Below are 19761 nucleotides of genomic sequence, written 5' to 3' on the forward strand. Positions count from 1 at the left end.
AAAGAGATATGGAAAAGATAAACCTGCTGGTTATCATTTTCTCAATACATTGTTGAAATTATGATGATATCTTATCTTAGAATGATTAAATTTATAAGACAAGCAATTACGTAAACTAAAAGTTTTTTATGAACGGATTAATAATGGATTACCCACTTACCACTAATACCATTTTAAAATATGCAAATAGTACATTTCCTGATAAAAAATTAATCTCTTACCTGCCAGATGGTAGTAGGCATGAATATACCTATGGTCAGCTATACAAACGTTGTTGTCAACTTGCCAATGCCTTACGAAATAAATTAGGTATCTCTAAAGGTGATATGGTAGGCACCTTTGCATGGAATCATTACCAACATGTAGAGCTTTATTACGGAATTCCGGGAATTGGCGCGGTTTGCCACACGATAAATATTAGATTATCATCTCAGCAAACAGAATTTATAATCAACCATTCTGAAGACAAGGTTATTTTTGTAGATGCAACCCTTGTGCCTCTTTTAGAAAAAATAGCTCCGAAATTAGAAACTGTAGAAAAATATATTATCATCAATGCCCCTAAAGGTTTTACAACTAGTTTACAAAATATAGTACATTATGAAGACCTGATTGGCGAGCAATTAGAAACCATCGATTGGCCACTAATTAATGAGAACGATGCTAGCGGAATGTGTTACACGAGCGGGACAACAGGAATGCCAAAAGGTGTTCTTTATTCGCATCGATCTACTTACCTGCATGCCATGACCATTCTTTCACCAAATGCTGGCAACTACAGTAATAATGACATAGTACTACTCATTGTACCTCAATTTCACGTAATGGCTTGGGGGTTTCCGTATATGTGCCTATTAACTGGTTCAGACATGGTAATGCCTTCACTTCACTTGCGCCCAGATGCAATTATTAGAATATTAGAAAGTGAAAATATCAATAAAGCTAACGGAGTGCCATCTATTTGGCGAGGAGTCTATGATGAAATGAAAAAGAATCCGCCAAAAACAAAATTAGCTTTAGAAGAATATTTAGTTGGTGGTTCTGCGTTATCTGCTAGCCTGATAGAAAATTTCGAAAAAGACTTCGGAATCAAAGGAGTTCAAGCATGGGGTATGACCGAAACTTCACCTCTTGGGACAGCGAGCAGACTTCAGAGAAAACATGAAGAGCTTAGTGAAAAAGAACAAATTAAGGTCCGCGCGAAACAAGGAATTGAATTTCCAGGGATTGAAATGCGAATAATTGGTGATGATGGAAAAGTAGCTCCACGTGATGGAAAAACAATGGGCGAGTTACAGGTGAAGGGAGCCTGGGTCATTAAGTCTTATTTTAAGACTAATAGCCGAGAAAACTTTACCAAAGATGGTTGGTTTAGAACAGGCGATGTAAGTACCATTGATGAAAATGGCTACATGGAAATAACTGATCGTACCAAAGATTTAATAAAAAGTGGTGGCGAATGGATTTCTAGCGTAGCTTTAGAGCTTGCGTTAATGTCTCATCCGAAGATTAAGGAAGCTGCCGTAATTGCCATTCCTGATAAAAAATGGTCTGAAAGACCTTTGGCTACTTTAGTATTAACTGATGAAAATACCCCTGTATCGACCGAAGAGTTAAAAGAATATTTATCTAAAGATTTTGCTAGTTACCAAATACCTGATAATTATGTGACTATTAATGAAGTACCAAAAACTAGTGTTGGTAAGTTTGATAAGAAAGAAATTAGAAGATTATATGCAGAAGGGAAACTTTAACAACACTAAAGTTCCCCTTCTACTATAATATAAGTCTTAAAAAAAAGACTATTTACTTAAATACATTTTACGCCTTGCGTATAGGTTGTAAAATTCATCGTCCTTAAGACTATCAATGAACAGAATGCTTTCACCTGTACTTTTCATTTCAGGACCTAAATTCTTATTCACATTCGGAAATTTATTAAAAGAGAATACTGGTTGTTTAATAGCAAATCCTTCTAATTGAGGGTTGAAGTTAAAATCTTTTACCTTCTTCTCCCCTAACATTACTTTCGTTGCATAATTGACATATGGTTCTTTGTAAGCCTTTGCTATGAAAGGTACAGTACGAGACGCTCTAGGATTTGCTTCGATAATATATACAACTTCATCTTTTATAGCAAACTGAATGTTAATTAGACCAACCGTATTTAATGCGAGAGCAATTTTTTTGGTATGATCTTTAATTTGCTGCATTACCAATTCGCCAAGATTAAATGGTGGCAATGTTGCATTTGAATCTCCTGAGTGAATTCCACACGGTTCAATATGCTCCATAATACCGATGATATATACATCTTCGCCATCGCAAATAGCATCTGCTTCTGCCTCAATTGCACCATCTAAGTAGTGATCCAATAATAACTTGTTATTTGGTATTTTACGAAGCAAACCAACTACATGCTCTTCAAGCTCTTTTTTGTTTATTACAATCTTCATTCCCTGACCTCCTAAAACATAAGATGGCCTCACCAGTAAAGGAAAATCTAATTCATCTGAAAGTGCTATTGCTTCTTCAGCCGTCTCTGCTACTCCAAATTGAGGGAATGGAATATCATTCTTTTTTAATAATTCAGAAAAGCTTCCTCTATCCTCGGCTAAATCTAAAGATTCAAAACTTGTTCCGATAATTTTTATCCCATATTTAGATAGCTTTTCTGCTAGTTTAAGCGCTGTTTGTCCGCCTAATTGAACAATTACCCCTTCAGGTTTTTCATGACGAATTATGTCATATATATGCTCCCAAAATACAGGCTCAAAATAAAGCTTGTCTGCCGTATCAAAATCAGTTGAAACCGTTTCTGGGTTACAATTAATCATAATAGTTTCATAACCGCATTCCGCAGCTGCTAAAACTCCGTGAACACAACAGTAGTCAAATTCTATACCTTGACCGATTCGGTTGGGTCCAGATCCTAGAACTACAATCTTCTTTTTATCAGAAACTATACTATCATTTTGAACATATCGTGTACCATCTGGCTTTTCTATTTCAGCCTCAAATGTTGAATAGTAATATGGAGTCATTGCCTTAAACTCAGCTGCGCAAGTATCTACAAGCTTATACACCCTGTTTATGTTAAGCTCAGTTCTCTTATTATAAACCTCGCTTTCATAAGAATCAACCATATGGGCTATTTGTCTATCGGCAAATCCTTTTTGTTTAGCTTCTAATAATAATTCTTTTGAAATTGTTGCAATAGTATATTTAGATATTTCCTTTTCTAAAAAATAAAGCTCTTCATACTGCTTAAGGAACCACATATCTATTTTTGTGATTTCATGTATTCTACTTAAAGGAATGCCTATTTGTATTGCGTCATAAATAACAAAAACTCGATCCCAACTAGGAATGGTTAATTTGCTAATTATTTGATCATAATCTTTATAACCCTTACCATCGGCACCTAACCCATTTCGCTTTATTTCTAAAGATTGGGTTGCTTTATGTAATGCTTCTTGAAACGAGCGACCAATACCCATAACTTCTCCTACAGATTTCATCTGCAAACCTAAAGTACGGTCAGATCCTTCAAATTTATCAAAATTCCATCTTGGTATTTTTACGATAACATAATCTAACGTTGGTTCGAATAATGCCGATGTTGATTTTGTAATCTGATTATCTAATTCGTCAAGCGTGTAACCTATTGCCAACTTTGTAGCCACTTTTGCAATAGGATAACCAGTTGCTTTTGAAGCTAAAGCTGATGATCTTGAAACTCTCGGATTTATTTCAATCGCTATAATATCTTCTTTCTCATCAGGACTAACTGCAAATTGAACGTTACAACCACCTTCAAAATCTCCTATACTACGCATCATATGTATTGCCATATCACGCATTTTCTGATACGTTCTGTCAGATAATGTCATTGCAGGCGCTACCGTAATTGAATCACCGGTATGTATACCCATGGGATCCATATTCTCAATAGCACATATGATTACTACGTTGTCATTTTTATCTCTTAATAGCTCTAATTCATATTCTTTCCAACCCATTAAGGCTTTATCGATCATTACTTCATGAATAGGAGAAATCTCTAATCCGTAACTTAATAATTCATCAAAATCTTCTGGTTTATATACTATGGATGCTCCTGCCCCACCAAGTGTATAAGAAGCTCGTATTACTAAAGGAAAACCGAATTCTTGAGCTATCTCTTTACCTTTTAAGAAGGAGGTCGCTGTAGCTTGTGGTGCCATGCCTACACCTATCTTCAACATTAGCTCTCTAAATTGCTCTCTATCTTCAGTAATATTTATAGCATCAATGTCTACACCTATTAACTCTACTCCGAAATCTTTCCAAATTCCTTTTTTATCTGCCTCTATACACAGATTCAGTGCTGTTTGACCTCCCATGGTCGGCAATACCGCATCTATTTGTGGATGCGCTTTTAAAATCTCAATTATGGATTTTGTTGTTAACGGTTTTAAGTAAACATGATCCGCCATTGTTGGATCTGTCATAATGGTTGCCGGGTTACTATTTATCAAAATAGTTTCAATACCATCTTCACGTAACGAACGTAAAGACTGGCTACCTGCATAATCGAATTCACATGCTTGACCGATAACAATAGGACCTGATCCTATTAATAAAATTGAGTTTAAATCTTTTCTTTTTGGCATCTTAAAACTGTTTATTTTGGGAATTGGACAAAAAAAAGGTGTTACTTTTAAAAAAGTAACACCTATATATTTTATAAACTATGCAATCATTATTTCTTATGTCTTGTTTCAGAGGAAACGGTCAATTTCTTTCTTCCTTTTGCTCTTCTTCTTGCAAGAACCTTTCTACCGTTCACGGAAGCCATACGCTCACGAAAACCATGTTTGTTCTTTCTCTTTCTTTTTGACGGCTGATATGTTCTTTTTTGTCCGGGCATCTCTTAAACCTTTTCTATTTAATATGAAATTATTCAGAATTCTCTGTGAAACTGGGCGCAAATATACAAAGAGTTTTTTCTTTAACAAGTGATATGAAAAAAAATATTTTTATTAATCCGTACGTGACTAAACGAAGCTTTTGATTAATTTTGCCAGAATTGAAATTTAGCGCCGAAATCGCTTTATTTTTATAGGGTTACGATTAATTTGAATAACATACTTAGCTAACTAACTAGAAATTAAAATTAAAAATATGTTCAATAAAAATTTAAAATTAATTATTGCAGGACTTATAATTGCCTTTTCTGTTTACCAAATGATCGAAGGTAATATCGGAAATGGCATATTTTTAATCTTACTATCCTTAATTTTTATCTTTCTTTATTTTAGAAACGAGATTATATTGTTAGCATTTTTAAAAATGCGTAAACAAGATTTAGCCGGTACAAAAACCTGGTTAGATAAAATAAAGAACCCTGAAGGTGCACTAACTGTTAAACAACAAGGCTATTATAATTACCTACATGGCATTATCTTCTCTCAAACAAATTTAACCCAAGCTGAGAAATACTTTAAAAAAGCACTTAAGCTTGGTCTTACAATGGATTATGATGTAGCCATGGCAAAGTTAAGCTTAGCTGGTATTTCAATGCAAAAGCGTCGTAAAAGAGAAGCGACCATGCTGCTTAACGAAGCAAAGAAATTAGATAAAAACAATATGTTGACAGATCAAATTAAAATGATGCAACAACAACTGAAGAAAATCTAAGTCTTATTTTGTTTCTCTGTAGTATCCTTTATTAGGGATTTCTAAAGTGTATTTTTTACCAGAGCCATTATTTAAATGTGGCTCTCTTAACCAAGGATTATGTCTTTTTAGAATTTTATAGTTGATTTCGTACTCTTGTGCGAAATCTGCAAAATCACTAACTGGCTTATTAATCTCAACATTAAAAGTAGGTATAGCTTTATACATATCTTCTTGATCGATATGAAAACCATACTTTTCTGGATTGGCAAGAATTTCTTTTATCGCCATAATTCTAAAAACATACCTACCCGTTTCATCACCCAATAGCAAATCCCAATAATTATCTACTTGCTGAATACCCATGTATTTGTTGATAGCACCCGGACCAGCATTATATGCAGCTGCAGTCAATGCCCAACTACCATATTTATCTTTCCATCTATTTAAATACTTACAAGCAACCTCTGTAGACTTTTCTAAGTGGTAACGTTCATCAACATTCGAATTTACTTCTAAACCGTACTCTTTACCGGTTTCTCTCATAATTTGCCAAAAACCGGTAGCACCTGCCGGGGAAACTACATTTGTTAAACCACTTTCTGCAACCGCTAAGTATTTAAAATCATCTGGAATACCATTTTTAGCCAAAATTGGCTCTATTATCGGAAAATACTTATTCGCTCTTTTCATTAATAACAAAGCGTTAGACTGCCAATACGTATTTACCAAAAACTCACGGTCTACTCGTTCCATAATTTCTGGATCTTCTTGCGGAACCACTTCTCCTGCAAAATTTAAGTCTTGAGGAATATCTATTGAAGAAATTTTATACGATTTAGCTACGTTTTTCTGAACACTATCATTCGCCACAATCTTATCGTTTACCGCAATCGCATCAGTACTTTGTACCGCAAATATCAAGGTGCCAGCAACAAATACAACACCTAACAACATCAATATATTCTTAATAGTTTTCATGAATTTTATATTTAAAATTATTTCTACCCAATCTGTAGTTAACCAAAGGTATATATAGAACTATCTAATTCCAAAATAATTGTTGGCAAGTTCTCGTTAAACCACTTTGCCCTATGTATAATCATAGTATGTGTACCATTGACCACATGTATACAATTACTAATATTTGCGATAGGAAAAACTGTGTCTTTTTCACCTTGTATATGAACTAATTTTTCGCAAGGCACCTCTTGCTTCCAATTTACCAATTCGTTAATACACCAATCTAAATAGCCTTTATCTCTAACGGATAAATATTTTTCATACAGTGATAACCGTTTTGTTACACTTTCACCGAAGGCATATTTTGCCAATAACTCAACATTGTTCACCAACCCCGTAGGAAGCAATTTATGTACACTGGTGTACCTTGCAAATAGCATACGTTTTGGCAATTCGTGACGGGTTTTAACACTCGATATAATTATCACTTTTATTACCTCAATATATTTAGTCATTTCTTGAACTAGAAGTCCGCCCAACGAAACCCCTATCAACACAGCATTCTTATGTTTTATGAGTTTACACATATTTTTAGCGTACTCACTAAATGAAATCCCTTTTGTAGGAATACTCCATTCTAATAAATGCAGTTCAAATCTCTCTTTAGGTAATTTTATATACTCGAAAATTGTAGGACTTGCAGCCATACCTGGCATACAATACACATGAATTATATTATCTATCATAGTCACGAAACGTAGTAAAAACTAGGAAATTAAGTATTTTTTAACTAGTTTTGTAAGAGAATGCGAAAAACACATGTTTTAACATGTCATATAATCTGTACAGCATTTCATTAACGACAAATTACGATATGAGAACATCGTAATTTTTTTGTCTAATAGCAACACTAAAATTATCTATATGAACGATGTTATCATTAATGACAATTCTTTTCTGCGCCAATTTGAAACTACTGTAGATGGTCATCTTGCCAGAATAGAATACTCATCTCAAGAACGAAAAGTTTTCCTTACCAAGTTAGTGGTTCCTGAAGAAATTACAGATGAAGATTTTAGAGAAAACTTTATAAAAGCCGTTCTTAGTATTATTCAAGAAAGAAACCTTAGAGTTGTTCCAACAAGTCCGCATATCGCTGGATTTCTGCGAAAAAACAGAAGACAGTATAAAGAAATGTTACCAATCGGTATTCGTATCTAAAAAATTTAAAGCCTTTCAAATGAAAGGCTTTTTTTATGCTTCTACTTTTTCGTTTACAAAATTAAACCGGACAAGACCATCCTTTTCAATTTCGGTCAACTGCACTTTATGCAAAGTATTTACCAATTCGGGATTCCAAGGTGATTTTACTTTTACATAATTCTCGGTGAAACCATGTATATACCCTTCTTTATTCTCTCCCTCGAACAATACTGTTAAATCATTACCTAACTGACTCTCATAAAATGCCCGTCTCTTCTTAACCGATAACCCGCGTAACATTTTACTCCTTTTATTTCTAACTTTATTAGGCACTACACCATCCATTGTAGCAGCAGGTGTATTATCTCTTTCTGAATAGGTGAAAACGTGTAGATAAGAAATATCTAAGTCATTCAAAAAGTGATACGTCTCTAAAAAATGCTCTTCGGTCTCACCGGGAAAACCAACGATTACATCAACTCCAACACAGCAGTTCGGCATCACCTCTCTAATCTTCGCTACCCGTTCTTTATAAAGATTTGTCATATAACGACGCTTCATCAACTTAAGAAGATCGTCACTACCACTCTGTAAGGGAATATGAAAATGAGGTACAAAAGTTTTACTTTGAGAAACAAACTCAATTGTTTCGTTCTTTAAGAGATTGGGCTCAATTGATGAAATTCGTAAACGATGAATACCATCTACATCATCTAAAGCGGTAACAAGATCTAAAAAAGTATGCTCATGCTTTTTATTACCGAACTCACCTTTACCGTAATCTCCAATATTTACCCCAGTTAGAACAATCTCCTTAATACCTTGCTCAGATATATCAGCCGCATTTTTCAAAACATTTTCTAAAGTATCGCTTCTAGAAATACCACGCGCTAAAGGTATTGTACAGTAGGTACATTTATAATCACAACCATCTTGAACTTTCAAGAAAGCTCTTGTTCTATCTCCAATGGCATAGCTACCCACATAAAAATCGGCATCCGCAATTTCACAAGAATGAACCTTACCATGATCATTTTTGGTTAAATCGTTTATATAATCGGTAATCTTGAATTTTTCCGTAGCTCCTAAAACCAAATCCACCCCATCTACATCAGCAAGTTCTTCTGGTTTTAACTGTGCGTAGCAACCAACTGCCGCAACAAAAGCATCGGGATTTATCTTCTGTGCCTTTTTAACTATGGTCTTAAATTTTTTATCGGCATTATCGGTTACAGAACATGTATTTATCACATACATATCTGCTTTTTCTGAAAAATCTACCCTGTCAAATCCCTCGTCAGCAAAACTACGGGCTATGGTAGATGTTTCTGAAAAATTCAACTTACATCCTAAAGTGTAAAAAGCCACTTTTTTCTTCATCTAATAATCTCTTTGAGCATGTAAAAATACTTAAACTTCAATTGGCTGTAGCAAGCTAAGTAATTGAATTTCAATTCTAAATACTTAATACTTTCTCCATTTTTTAGTAATTTCAAATACATGGTTAAGAATATTGGCTTCAACTTCATCAAACTCTACCCCTCTTCTTGCCATCATTACCCTTGCTGCATCAAATGCTTTTGCAGGTTGATATGCGGTAAACCCAGATGCACCACCCCAACTAAAACTTGGAACAAAATTTCTAGGAAACCCAGGAACATAGATATTCGAATTTACCCCAATTACAGTACCTGTATTAAACATGGTATTTATAGCGGTCTTACTATGATCCCCCATCATTAAGCCACAAAACTGTAACCCAGTTTGCTCGAAACTCTCTGTGGCATAATTCCAAAGACGGACTTTCGCATAATTATTTTTTAGGTTCGAGTTATTAGAATCTGCACCTATATTACACCATTCTCCTAATACGGCATTGCCCAAATACCCTTCATGACCTTTACTTGAATAGCCAAATATCACAGAATTACTTATTTCGCCGCACACCTTGCTGTACGGACCAATGGTAGTCGCCCCATAGAGCTTACCTCCCATTTTTACAATGGCATTATTACAAAGTGCCAAACCACCACGTATTAGACTTCCTTCCCATATTTCAGAGTTCTTACCTAGGTAAATAGGTCCGTCTGTAGCGTTAAGTATACTGAATTCAACCTTTGCTCCTTCTTCAAGAAATATACGCTCTGGGTGAATTAATTGATTCGTTTTTGATATGGGTTGACTTTTACGTCCTTTGGTAATAAAGTCAAAATCAAACTGCAAAATAGCAGCGTTTTTATCGAAAATATCCCAGGTATTATTGATTTGCACGATATCACCCTTAAATGTAATGGTATCGAATGCACTTAATTCATCGATAGTTTTAGAAACAGCAGCTACATATGCGATAATCAATTCGCCCGACATCAACACTTCACCAGATTGCAAAGCCTTAACCGCTTTTAACAACTCGTTCGAAGGTAATACCGATGCATCTATAAACACATTAGCATCTTCTAAATTAACAGGGTATTTTACACTTAAATACTCTTCGGTCAAAGATGTAACCGAAACTTTTAAAAATGCTTCCCAACGCTCTTTCAAGGTCATAATACCTACTCGAATTTCTGAAACGGGACGAGTAAAAGTGAAGGGTAAAAGATGATTCCTACGTGGACCATCAAAAAGAATAACATTCATACGAGATGATTTTTTTCAAAATTAACAAATATCTCTAGAGCAACTATATTTAATAGATAACTTCTATTATTTAAAAGTTAAATGAAAAAGAAACGCCTTCGAAAATTTCGAAGGCGTTATATTTAATAAAGAAATAATAATACTATTCTTCCTCTTCTTCTTTTGTCTCTTCTTTAACAAATTTCTTGTACTTGTTCTTGAACTTGTCTATACGACCTGCTGTATCCAAGAATTTAGCTTTACCAGTGTAAAACGGGTGAGAAGTTCTTGAAATTTCCAATTTTACCAATGGATACTCAACACCATCAACATCTAAAGTCTCTTTAGTATCAGCTGTTGATTTTGTCAAAAATACTTCTTCATTAGACATGTCCTTAAAGGCCACTATCCTATAATTTTCTGGGTGTATATCTTTTTTCATTTTAAAAACTTTAACGCACCCATTCCGACGGGCACTCATTTTAAGGCTGCAAAAATAGTGAAATTATATAAATGCACAATTAGAAATCAAAAAAAATATTAAAATTAATTTTTAGCACTTTTGTAACAAAAGAGATATCCATCATACTAATTAAATAAACCCACCCTAAAACAAATATATTATGGAAGAAAATGAACCAAAAACCGGAAAATACGCATTAAAATACGGTATAATACTAGGGGTTATCGGTATTGTTCTTAGCTTGATGCTCTTTTCTCAAGATTTGCATTATCAAATTGACCTCAAAAGATTATTTATTAATCTTTTACTTTCCTTAACCTTTATCGTTGTTGGAGGAAGTTTAGCCATGATAGAATTTAGAAAAGTTAATAACGACTTTATCTCATTTCGGCAAGGTTTAAAAATTGGTGTTGGGGTAGCTCTTGTTTCTGGAATTATTGGTATTCTTTTTAATTTTATACTTACTGAAATTATTGACCCTGAAACAACTGAAAAAGCAATTAATTATGCCTCTGAAATGATGCTAGATGCAGGGATGTCCAAAAATGATGTTGATAAAGCAATGGAAGATCAAAAAAATCAAAATCCTATTAAACAGCTTGGAATGGGTCTTATTTTTTCAATTATTCTTGGTTTCATTGGGTCTATAATACCTGCATTAATTATTAAAAAACAAGAAAATCTTAACTAATTCGTACTTTTGACAGGAATACCTATATAACGCATGCAATTATCAATAGTAATTCCTTTACTTAACGAAGAAGAGTCACTTAAAGAACTTCATGATTGGATTGTATCTGTGATGCAAGCCAATCATTTTTCTTATGAAATACTATTTGTTGATGATGGCAGCACTGATACCTCATGGAAAATAATTACAGCGTTATCAAACCAAAACCCTGCTGTTAAGGGAATTCATTTTTTACGCAACTTCGGTAAATCGCAAGCACTACATGCCGGATTTAAAGCCGTAAGTGGCGATGTTATCATTACTATGGATGCCGATTTGCAAGATAACCCTGAAGAAATCCCGGGGTTATATAATATGATTACCAATGAAGGCTACGAATTGGTATCTGGCTGGAAAAAGAAACGCTACGATTCTATCATCTTTAAAAACACACCTTCAAAATTATTTAATTGGGCAGCTAGAAGAACATCTGGCGTTCGATTGCATGATTTCAACTGCGGACTAAAAGCGTACGCGAATGATGTTGTAAAAAACATTGAGGTATCTGGCGAAATGCATAGATATATTCCTGTACTTGCGAAAAATGCTGGTTTTTCTAAAATTGGAGAAAAAGTGGTTCAGCATCAAGCTCGTAAATACGGTAAAACAAAATTCGGAATGGAACGTTTTATAAATGGTTTTCTAGATCTATTGACCATTTGGTTCGTATCTAGATTCGGTAAGCGACCTATGCACTTATTCGGCGCATTGGGCGTTTTAATGTTTTTGATCGGATTCGGATTTGCTATCTATTTAGGTATAGATAAATTATTCTTAAACAAGTTTGGAAGATTAATTACAGACCGACCTCAATTTTATATTTCACTGATAGCCATGGTGATAGGAACGCAGTTGTTTTTAGCAGGCTTTCTTGGCGAAATATTAATCCGTTCAAAGAAAGAAGAAAAAAGATATATTGTCTCTGAAGAAATAAACACAGCACTTTTAGAATAGTAAAATTCTTACTAACTTAATTGCACCTAAAACTATAAACTAAAATGGATAACATCCTTGATACAGCAAAAAGCTGGCTTACCGATTTTTTCGACCCAGCTGTAAAAAAAGAAATTGAACACCTTATCGCCAACGATAAAGAAGAACTGAACGACCGTTTTTATAAAAATATGGAATTCGGTACTGGTGGTATGAGAGGCGTTATGGGCGTGGGCACTAATCGTATCAACAAATATACATTGGGTAAAAGCACACAGGGACTTAGCAATTACCTAAACAAAGTTTACAAAGGCGAAGAAATTAAAGTAGTTATTGCTTTTGATTGCCGTCATAATAGTGATACACTAGCTAGAATTGTAGCTGAAGTATTTTCTGCAAACAATATTAAAGTATACCTTTTCTCAGATTTGCGTACTACTCCAGAACTTTCCTTTGCAGTTAGACATTTAAACTGCCATGCAGGTATTGTTCTAACAGCATCTCATAACCCACCTGAATATAATGGGTATAAAGTATATTGGACAGATGGCGGACAAATTGTACCACCACAAGACGGAGCTATAGTTTCTGAAATTAATTCTCTAGCTTTTGAAGACATAAAATTTGAAGCAAATGATAGCCTAATTCAAGTAATCGATAAGGAAGTCGATGAAGCTTTTATTTCACAGTCAGTAGCTGCAGGAAACTTCAATGCTGCCGGTAAAGATGATTTTAAAATCGTTTTCACATCACTACACGGAACTTCAATTACGGCTATACCAGAAGTATTGAAACGTGGAGGGTATGAAAATGTAACTATTATTGAAGAACAAGCTAAACCTGACGGAAACTTCCCTACAGTAAAGTCTCCGAATCCAGAGGAACCTGAGGCGCTTTCCATGGCAGTTAAAAAAGCTGAAGAAATTGGTGCTGATATGGTTGTAGGTACAGATCCAGATAGTGACCGTTTAGGTATCGCCGTTCGCAATCTTGATGGAGAAATGGAAATTGTCAACGGAAATCAAGCTATGGTTTTGATGACTAAGTTTCTTCTTGAAAAGAGAAAAGAAAAAGGTTTTAAAGGAAATGAGTTTATTGCTACCACAATTGTTTCTACCCCTATGATGGAAGCTATGGCAAAAGCATATGGCGTTGAATTCAAAACTGCACTTACAGGCTTTAAATGGATTGGTAAAATGATCAAAGATTTCCCACAGTCAGATTTTATTGGTGGTGGCGAAGAAAGCTTTGGTTACATGGTAGGCGATTTTGTTCGTGATAAAGATGCGGTTACCTCTACCCTATTGGCTTGTGAAATTGCCAGTCAGGCCAAAGCTAATGGTAGTTCTTTTTACAAAGACTTAATACAATGTTATGTTGATTATGGCTTCTACAAAGAGCATTTGGTTTCTATTACCAAAAAAGGTATTAGTGGTGCAGAAGAAATTAAGCAGATGCTGAAGGACTTTAAAGAAAATCCAGTGGAATCTGTTGCTGGCTCCAAAGTAAAATGGATTGAAGACTACAATACTTCAATTGCTAAAAATGTATTGACTGGCGAAGAGAAAACTATTAATATTCCAAAATCTAATGTTTTAATTTACGAAACTGAAGATGGAACTAGAATAGCAGCTAGACCTAGTGGAACAGAACCTAAAGTGAAATTCTACATCAGTACAAACGCGAAACTAGAAAAAACTGAAGATTATAAAAAAGTGGCAGCAGAACTTGACAACAAAGTTAAGAGCATTCTTGCTGAGCTTAATTTAGCTTAATGAACTATTTCAAAAAGATTCTTCGCTTTGCGAAGCCTTATCGTACATACGGTTATTTAAATATTTTTTTTAATATTCTTTACGCCTTATTCAGTGCTTTGTCATTCGCCGCATTGATACCGATGCTTGATGTTTTATTCAACCAAAACAAAAAGGTTTTTGTAGAACCTGAATACACCGGTATTGGACACCTTAAAGACTATTTACAGGAATATATAAATTTTAGGGTCACAGCTTATTCCGGAGATGATGAAATGAAGGGACTAGTATTAGTTATTGGACTAATACTAGTTTTATTTCTTTTAAAGAATCTTTTTAATTATTTGGCCATGTATTTCATAACATTTTTACGAAATGGCGTATTGAAAGACATTCGAAATAAACTTTATGAAAAAATTGTTCAGCTACCCATTTCCTTCTATTCGGAAAAAAGAAAGGGCGATGTAATTGCCAGAATTACATCCGATGTATTAGAAATTCAACATTCATTTCTTTCCGTTCTAGAACTGATTGTAAGAGAACCTCTTACCATTCTATTCACTATACTTATAATGTTTGGTATTAGTGGTAAATTGACCCTTTTCGTATTTATCTTTATTCCTCTTGCAGGCATGATTATTAGTCGAATAGGAAAGTCATTGAAAAAGAAATCTGATGATGTCCAACGCGAACAAGGAGAATTCCTGTCTATCGTAGAGGAAACTCTAGGAGGACTTAAAGTTATTAAAGCCTTTAATTCAGAATCACGTTTTTATAAGACTTTTAGTAGTTCGACAAAAAGATTTTTTCATTTTAGTAATATTCTATTAAATAGACAAAATCTAGCTTCACCCACCGGTGAATTTTTAGGTATTGTAGTTATTGGAGTATTGTTATGGTTTGGTGGCAAAATGGTTTTGGTAGACAAAACATTAGATCCTTCATCTTTTATAGCATATATGGGATTAGCATATAATATTCTTACACCTGCCAAATCAATTAGCAAAGCTTCATACGGTGTTAAAAAAGGAAATGCAGCAGCAGAACGTGTTTTAGAGATATTAGAGACAGAAAATCCGATTTCTGAAATTGAAAATCCTATTCATCAAGAAACTTTTAGTACAGCTGTTAACATCAATAACATCTCTTTCAAGTATGAAGATGAGTACGTCTTAAAAAACTTTAACCTAACGGTTGAAAAAGGTAAAACAGTTGCTCTAGTCGGGCAATCTGGTAGTGGAAAAAGTACTATTGCCAATCTTGTTACTCGTTTTTACGACGTTAATGAAGGTGACATCAGTATTGACGGAAATAACATTAAAAACCTCACTAAAAAATCGCTTCGTGGTTTATTAGGCTTGGTTACTCAAGATTCTATTTTATTTAATGATACTGTTAAAAACAATATCGGATTAGGAAAAGAGAATGCTACCGACGAAGAAATTATTACAGCCGCTAAAATTGCAAATGCACATGATTTTATAATGGATCTACCTAAAGGCTACGATACCAACATTGGTGATAGCGGTAATAAATTAAGTGGTGGACAAAAGCAACGATTATCTATATCTAGAGCGGTTTTAAAGAATCCGCCGATTATGATATTAGACGAAGCTACATCTGCTTTAGACACTGAAAGCGAACGTCTGGTTCAAGATGCACTTGAAAAAATGATGAAGAACAGGACATCTATTGTCATTGCTCACAGACTTTCTACCATTCAAAATGCAGATACCATTGTAGTGCTTTTAAAAGGAGAGATTGTTGAACAAGGTACTCATGCTGAACTTTTAGAGCTTAATGGTACATACAAGAAACTAGTACAGATGCAATCGTTGGCATAAATTTTTATACCAGGTTATTCTTAAAGTTTTTAAATTAAAAAAGCCATCTTTTCAGATGGCTTTCATTTATTTTGCGAAAAAGGCTTAAACTATCGAGCCACTTTAATATCTACAATCATAATTTGACCGTCGTTACTCTTCATTTTAATAGCTCCTTTATGTCCCGCTGCATTCTCAAATAAAACTACAACCGGATAATCTTGCGGTCCCATTGCCTCATCTTCATTCTCAATAACTAAGTCAACAAGTGAACTTTCGTCGGTTATCGCATCAAATTCTGCAACAGTCATTTGGTCTGCAGTATTTTCCATTTTTGTCGTAGTACCTCCTTCTATTTGCTCATCTATGAATAAATCATCAGGACTCATCCAAAATAGAAATCCAGAATTTGATGGACTCATATCATACCAAGCTAAATCAATAGTCGGTGCAATTTCCGCATCAATCTCGTTGTAAGTATATAAATTTCCAGTGCTTGTAGAAAAGAAACGCTTAGTATCCAACCCATCAGTATCAACTGTGAACTCCACATTTTCATATAAAACATAACTTGACAATTCTTCAGCTTCCTCTTCAGTTTCTTCCTCAACTACCTCTTCCTCAACTACTTCCTCTTCGGTTTCTTCTTCAGCCTCTTCTTCAGCCTCTTCTTCGCTCTCAGCCTCCTCTTCGTCTACTACAACCTCTTCTTCATCAGTTTGTTCAGTTAAGTCTTCGATAATAACACCTTCATTATCGTCACTACAAGAGATTATAGAAAATGCAGTTATAAAAAGGCAAATCAATAAAAAATTCTTCTTTAAAATCATAAAAATAAGTTTTGGTTTATTTTACAACGTATAGATTCTATAATTATTAGGATACCTATTAAAAAGCATTAAATATCATTCGGAATGATTAAACCTTTCCCTAATTTCATAGTCTAAGAATAAACAAACCTCATTTCTAAGTGATTGAAGAGGAAACATTAGTATTAGATTTAAAAACTAAAAGCACGCAAGCACATGCTTTTGAGGTATTGGTAAATACTTACAAAGAGCGTTTGTATTGGCATATACGTAGTATTGTATTAAGTCATGACGATGCTGATGATGTTTTACAGAACACGTTTATAAAAGTTTATAAAAATATAGACGGATTTAAAGGAGACAGCAAACTCTTTTCTTGGATGTACCGAATTGCAACTAATGAGGCTTTGAATTTCATAAAACAAAGAGCAAAACTGCAAGGTGTTTCAGATACTGACTATCAAGATAAATTAGTTTCAAATTTAGAAGCAGATGTATATTTTGAGGGAGATGAAATTCAACTTCAACTTCAAAAAGCTATTGCAACACTTCCTGAAAAGCAAAAATTGGTATTCAACATGAAATATTTTCAAGAGTTGAAATACGAAGAGATTTCAGAAATTTTGAGTACTTCTGTAGGCGGATTAAAAGCTTCGTACCATCTCGCAGTAAAAAAAATAGAACAGTATTTAAAAGAAGATTAAACCTTTTATACAATTGATTGTCAAAATAGTATCATGAACAAAAACAAAAAAAATCCGTTTAAAACTCCAGAAGGCTATTTCGATAGCTTTGAGGGTAAACTAATGGATAAATTATCTAAAACCGAAAGCACTATCCCAAAGGATAGCGCATTTAAGGTACCCGATAATTATTTTGAATCGTTCAATGAATCTCTTAAAGGAAAGCTTGATAATGAACCAAAGGTAATTCCGCTTTTTCCAATTAAGAAAGTAATAGCCGTAGCTGCGTCAATTGCCGCTATTGTACTTATCGCTTTAAATTACAATTGGAGCCCATCAAGTGAATTAAGTTTCAGTGATTTAGCGAATGCTGATATTGAAGCCTATTTTGAAAATAATGATTTTGAACTTTCACCGTATGAAATTGCAGAGGTACTACCAGTAACAAATACAGAATATTCAGATTTTTTAAGCTCACCTATTGAGAGCGAAGACCTACTAGATTACTTAAATGAAAATGTAAGTGATATTGATGAATTAAATATCGACAACAATGAATAAACTTATTATAGCCATATTTCTATTTGTAACTACCCTTTCTTTCGGACAACGAAACCAAGATTGGGAAAAGATAAACACGCTAAAAGTAGCTTTCTTTACCGAGAAACTTTCTTTAAGCACTAAAGAAGCCCAAGAGTTTTGGCCTGTATACAATGAGTATCAAGAAAAAAGAAATGTTTTACGCAAAAAAAATCATGACCAGATTCGAGGTAAAATGAAAGATGCCAATGCGCTGACCGAAAAAGAGGCTGAAAAATTATTAGCATTACACATACAAATTGAGGAAGAGGAAGAAGTGTTGGATACTAATTTTCTTAAGAATGTATCTAAAGTTATTTCTGCCAAAAAAACACTTTTACTTTTAAGGTCAGAAGAAGAATTCAAACGTCAATTAATGAAGCAGTATCGCCAGAATAAGGGTGGTAGATAATTACTTGAAAATTAGTTTTGATATACGATTTGTACCAGCTGCATATGCAATAGAATCGTTCTGAAAGCGTATGGTAAAGAAAGGCTCTTTTGATAGTTCTTTCCAATTTTTACCCATATCTGATGAATACGATATTCCTGTAAAACCAATAGCTACAAGCCCAGTTCCGTTTGAGCCAGGAACGAATTGCACACAACTTTTATAACCTGGAGCATTTCCGTCAGCTACTAAGCTCCAAGTTTTTCCGCCATCTTTTGTAATTGCTTTGTTAGCTAACGAAGTATCCGGATTGGTGTAGTCTCCGCCAATGGCAAAACCTAAATTTTCATCATAGAAATCAATGGAATAAATACCTTCTGTTGGCTCAGCATTTTTGATGGGAGTCTGATAAATTTCCCATGACTTCCCTTTGTCCGAAGAAAACAGAATTCTTCCGGATGTGGTCGCCATCCAAATGTTATCACCTATTGTCTTGATATTTGTATTACTTGCAGCAAATGCCCCTTCACCTTCTATACCGGCTGGTAATTGTGAACATGGTAGCTTAGACCACGTGTTTCCACCATCCGAAGTTATAATAACACTTAAACATCCTTCGACAGAATCTCCTATTGCAATTCCATCCTTATCATTCAAAAAAGTCATGGCATCATAAAATACGCCTTCTCCCTCCTCTTTATACACCAATTCCATTCGACCGTTATCCCCTGTTTTATATAACAGTGCAGGCGATTCTATCGAGAGCATAAAGAAATCGGAAGATGTATGTGCCACCGCTCTAAACGCTGGTACACTTGTATGGTATTTTTCAATATTTGCACGAACTTTGCCGGTAGCTAAATCTACAGTACCAAAAGTGCCTTTATTAGCAGCGAAGGCTAAACTATTACCCATAAGCTCAATAGCTCGAATGCTAACAGAATCTGAATATACTGTTTCGATAATTACCGAATTAAATGCAGTTGGCTGCACACTTTCTGAACATGAAACCATTAAAACAATCAAAAGAAAAGTGTAACGCATAGGAATATGGTATAAAGTTCATCAAAAATAAATGGAATCGCTTCTAAAACAATACCTTTGCAGCCATAATTTTTTAGAGGACATTAGCCAATCTAAACTGTAATCG

19 protein-coding genes are annotated in these 19761 nt (G+C 34.4%); 10 read left to right on the top strand and 9 right to left on the bottom strand.

Annotated features, from left to right (window positions below; all coding sequences use genetic code 11):
* The first annotated feature begins 128 nt into the window (after positions 1 to 128).
* Positions 129 to 1754, top strand: a complete 1626-nt coding sequence (locus tag ACEN2N_RS05680) for a long-chain fatty acid--CoA ligase (protein WP_441823408.1) — start codon at positions 129 to 131, stop codon at positions 1752 to 1754.
* A gap of 48 nt (positions 1755 to 1802) precedes the next feature.
* On the opposite strand, the gene carB is transcribed toward ACEN2N_RS05680, so the two are convergent.
* Together carB and rpmH are read right to left on the bottom strand one after the other, a co-directional pair.
* On the bottom strand, positions 1803 to 4655 hold the full coding sequence (carB, locus tag ACEN2N_RS05685) for a carbamoyl-phosphate synthase large subunit (protein WP_441823409.1): 2853 nt from the start codon (positions 4653 to 4655) through the stop codon (positions 1803 to 1805).
* A gap of 89 nt (positions 4656 to 4744) precedes the next feature.
* Entirely contained in the window at positions 4745 to 4912 is a 168-nt protein-coding gene (gene rpmH / locus ACEN2N_RS05690; protein WP_027067351.1) for a 50S ribosomal protein L34, read from the bottom strand.
* A gap of 254 nt (positions 4913 to 5166) precedes the next feature.
* On the opposite strand from rpmH, the gene ACEN2N_RS05695 reads away from it, so the two are divergent.
* Entirely contained in the window at positions 5167 to 5682 is a 516-nt protein-coding gene (locus tag ACEN2N_RS05695) for a DUF2892 domain-containing protein (RefSeq protein ID WP_441823410.1), read from the top strand.
* Positions 5683 to 5685: 3 nt separating this feature from the next.
* Here ACEN2N_RS05695 and ACEN2N_RS05700 read toward each other — a convergent pair whose 3' ends face one another.
* Complete coding sequence (locus ACEN2N_RS05700; RefSeq protein WP_424000599.1) at positions 5686 to 6642, bottom strand: lytic transglycosylase domain-containing protein; 957 nt, start codon at positions 6640 to 6642, stop codon at positions 5686 to 5688.
* Positions 6643 to 6680: 38 nt separating this feature from the next.
* A complete protein-coding gene (locus tag ACEN2N_RS05705) occupies positions 6681 to 7370 on the bottom strand; it encodes an alpha/beta hydrolase (RefSeq protein WP_441823411.1) in 690 nt (229 codons plus the stop codon).
* Between the two features lie 178 nt (positions 7371 to 7548).
* Here ACEN2N_RS05705 and ACEN2N_RS05710 point away from each other — a divergent pair, with 178 nt between their 5' ends.
* A complete protein-coding gene (locus ACEN2N_RS05710; protein ID WP_133687887.1) occupies positions 7549 to 7845 on the top strand; it encodes a GNAT family N-acetyltransferase in 297 nt (98 codons plus the stop codon).
* Between the two features lie 33 nt (positions 7846 to 7878).
* Here the strand turns inward: ACEN2N_RS05710 and mtaB are convergent, their stop codons facing one another.
* From mtaB to ACEN2N_RS05725, 3 genes are all read right to left on the bottom strand, one after another.
* Positions 7879 to 9207: a tRNA (N(6)-L-threonylcarbamoyladenosine(37)-C(2))-methylthiotransferase MtaB gene (gene mtaB / locus ACEN2N_RS05715; protein ID WP_441823412.1), complete on the bottom strand. Its 1329-nt coding sequence runs from the start codon at positions 9205 to 9207 to the stop codon at positions 7879 to 7881.
* 84 nt (positions 9208 to 9291) lie between these two features.
* Complete coding sequence (locus tag ACEN2N_RS05720) at positions 9292 to 10467, bottom strand: GlmU family protein (RefSeq protein WP_441823413.1); 1176 nt, start codon at positions 10465 to 10467, stop codon at positions 9292 to 9294.
* A gap of 142 nt (positions 10468 to 10609) precedes the next feature.
* Positions 10610 to 10888, bottom strand: coding sequence for a type B 50S ribosomal protein L31 (locus ACEN2N_RS05725; RefSeq protein WP_441823414.1), 279 nt, complete (start codon positions 10886 to 10888; stop codon positions 10610 to 10612).
* 181 nt (positions 10889 to 11069) lie between these two features.
* Here ACEN2N_RS05725 and ACEN2N_RS05730 point away from each other — a divergent pair, with 181 nt between their 5' ends.
* The 4 genes from ACEN2N_RS05730 to ACEN2N_RS05745 are packed head-to-tail and all read left to right on the top strand — an operon-like array spanning position 11070 to position 16170.
* The gene (locus ACEN2N_RS05730) at positions 11070 to 11600 is read left to right on the top strand and encodes a DUF4199 domain-containing protein (protein WP_441823415.1); all 531 of its coding nucleotides are present in this window, start codon (positions 11070 to 11072) and stop codon (positions 11598 to 11600) included.
* A 33-nt stretch (positions 11601 to 11633) separates the two neighbouring features.
* Complete coding sequence (locus ACEN2N_RS05735) at positions 11634 to 12593, top strand: glycosyltransferase family 2 protein (protein WP_441823416.1); 960 nt, start codon at positions 11634 to 11636, stop codon at positions 12591 to 12593.
* A gap of 44 nt (positions 12594 to 12637) precedes the next feature.
* Positions 12638 to 14347 (top strand): phospho-sugar mutase, encoded by a 1710-nt coding sequence (locus ACEN2N_RS05740; RefSeq protein ID WP_441823417.1) that lies wholly within the window; start codon positions 12638 to 12640, stop codon positions 14345 to 14347.
* Positions 14347 to 16170 carry an ABC transporter ATP-binding protein gene (locus tag ACEN2N_RS05745; protein ID WP_441823418.1) on the top strand — a complete coding sequence of 608 codons (1824 nt, stop codon included), beginning with the start codon at positions 14347 to 14349 and terminating at the stop codon, positions 16168 to 16170. The genes ACEN2N_RS05740 and ACEN2N_RS05745 overlap by 1 nt, the downstream gene beginning before the upstream one ends.
* A gap of 89 nt (positions 16171 to 16259) precedes the next feature.
* Here ACEN2N_RS05745 and ACEN2N_RS05750 read toward each other — a convergent pair whose 3' ends face one another.
* Positions 16260 to 16979 carry a hypothetical protein gene (locus ACEN2N_RS05750; protein WP_441823419.1) on the bottom strand — a complete coding sequence of 240 codons (720 nt, stop codon included), beginning with the start codon at positions 16977 to 16979 and terminating at the stop codon, positions 16260 to 16262.
* A gap of 140 nt (positions 16980 to 17119) precedes the next feature.
* Between ACEN2N_RS05750 and ACEN2N_RS05755 the strand changes: the two genes are divergently transcribed.
* The 3 genes from ACEN2N_RS05755 to ACEN2N_RS05765 are packed head-to-tail and all read left to right on the top strand — an operon-like array spanning position 17120 to position 18632.
* A complete protein-coding gene (locus ACEN2N_RS05755; protein WP_441823420.1) occupies positions 17120 to 17662 on the top strand; it encodes an RNA polymerase sigma factor in 543 nt (180 codons plus the stop codon).
* 33 nt (positions 17663 to 17695) lie between these two features.
* Positions 17696 to 18202 (top strand): hypothetical protein, encoded by a 507-nt coding sequence (locus ACEN2N_RS05760; RefSeq protein WP_441823421.1) that lies wholly within the window; start codon positions 17696 to 17698, stop codon positions 18200 to 18202.
* Positions 18195 to 18632 (top strand): hypothetical protein, encoded by a 438-nt coding sequence (locus tag ACEN2N_RS05765; protein WP_441823422.1) that lies wholly within the window; start codon positions 18195 to 18197, stop codon positions 18630 to 18632. The genes ACEN2N_RS05760 and ACEN2N_RS05765 overlap by 8 nt, the downstream gene beginning before the upstream one ends.
* Here ACEN2N_RS05765 and ACEN2N_RS05770 read toward each other — a convergent pair whose 3' ends face one another.
* The gene (locus ACEN2N_RS05770; protein WP_441823423.1) at positions 18633 to 19655 is read right to left on the bottom strand and encodes an oxidoreductase; all 1023 of its coding nucleotides are present in this window, start codon (positions 19653 to 19655) and stop codon (positions 18633 to 18635) included.
* Positions 19656 to 19761: the final 106 nt, after the last annotated feature.

Origin of the sequence: Maribacter spongiicola, from assembly GCF_052119685.1 — a bacterium.
Classification (GTDB): domain Bacteria; phylum Bacteroidota; class Bacteroidia; order Flavobacteriales; family Flavobacteriaceae; genus Maribacter; species Maribacter spongiicola_A.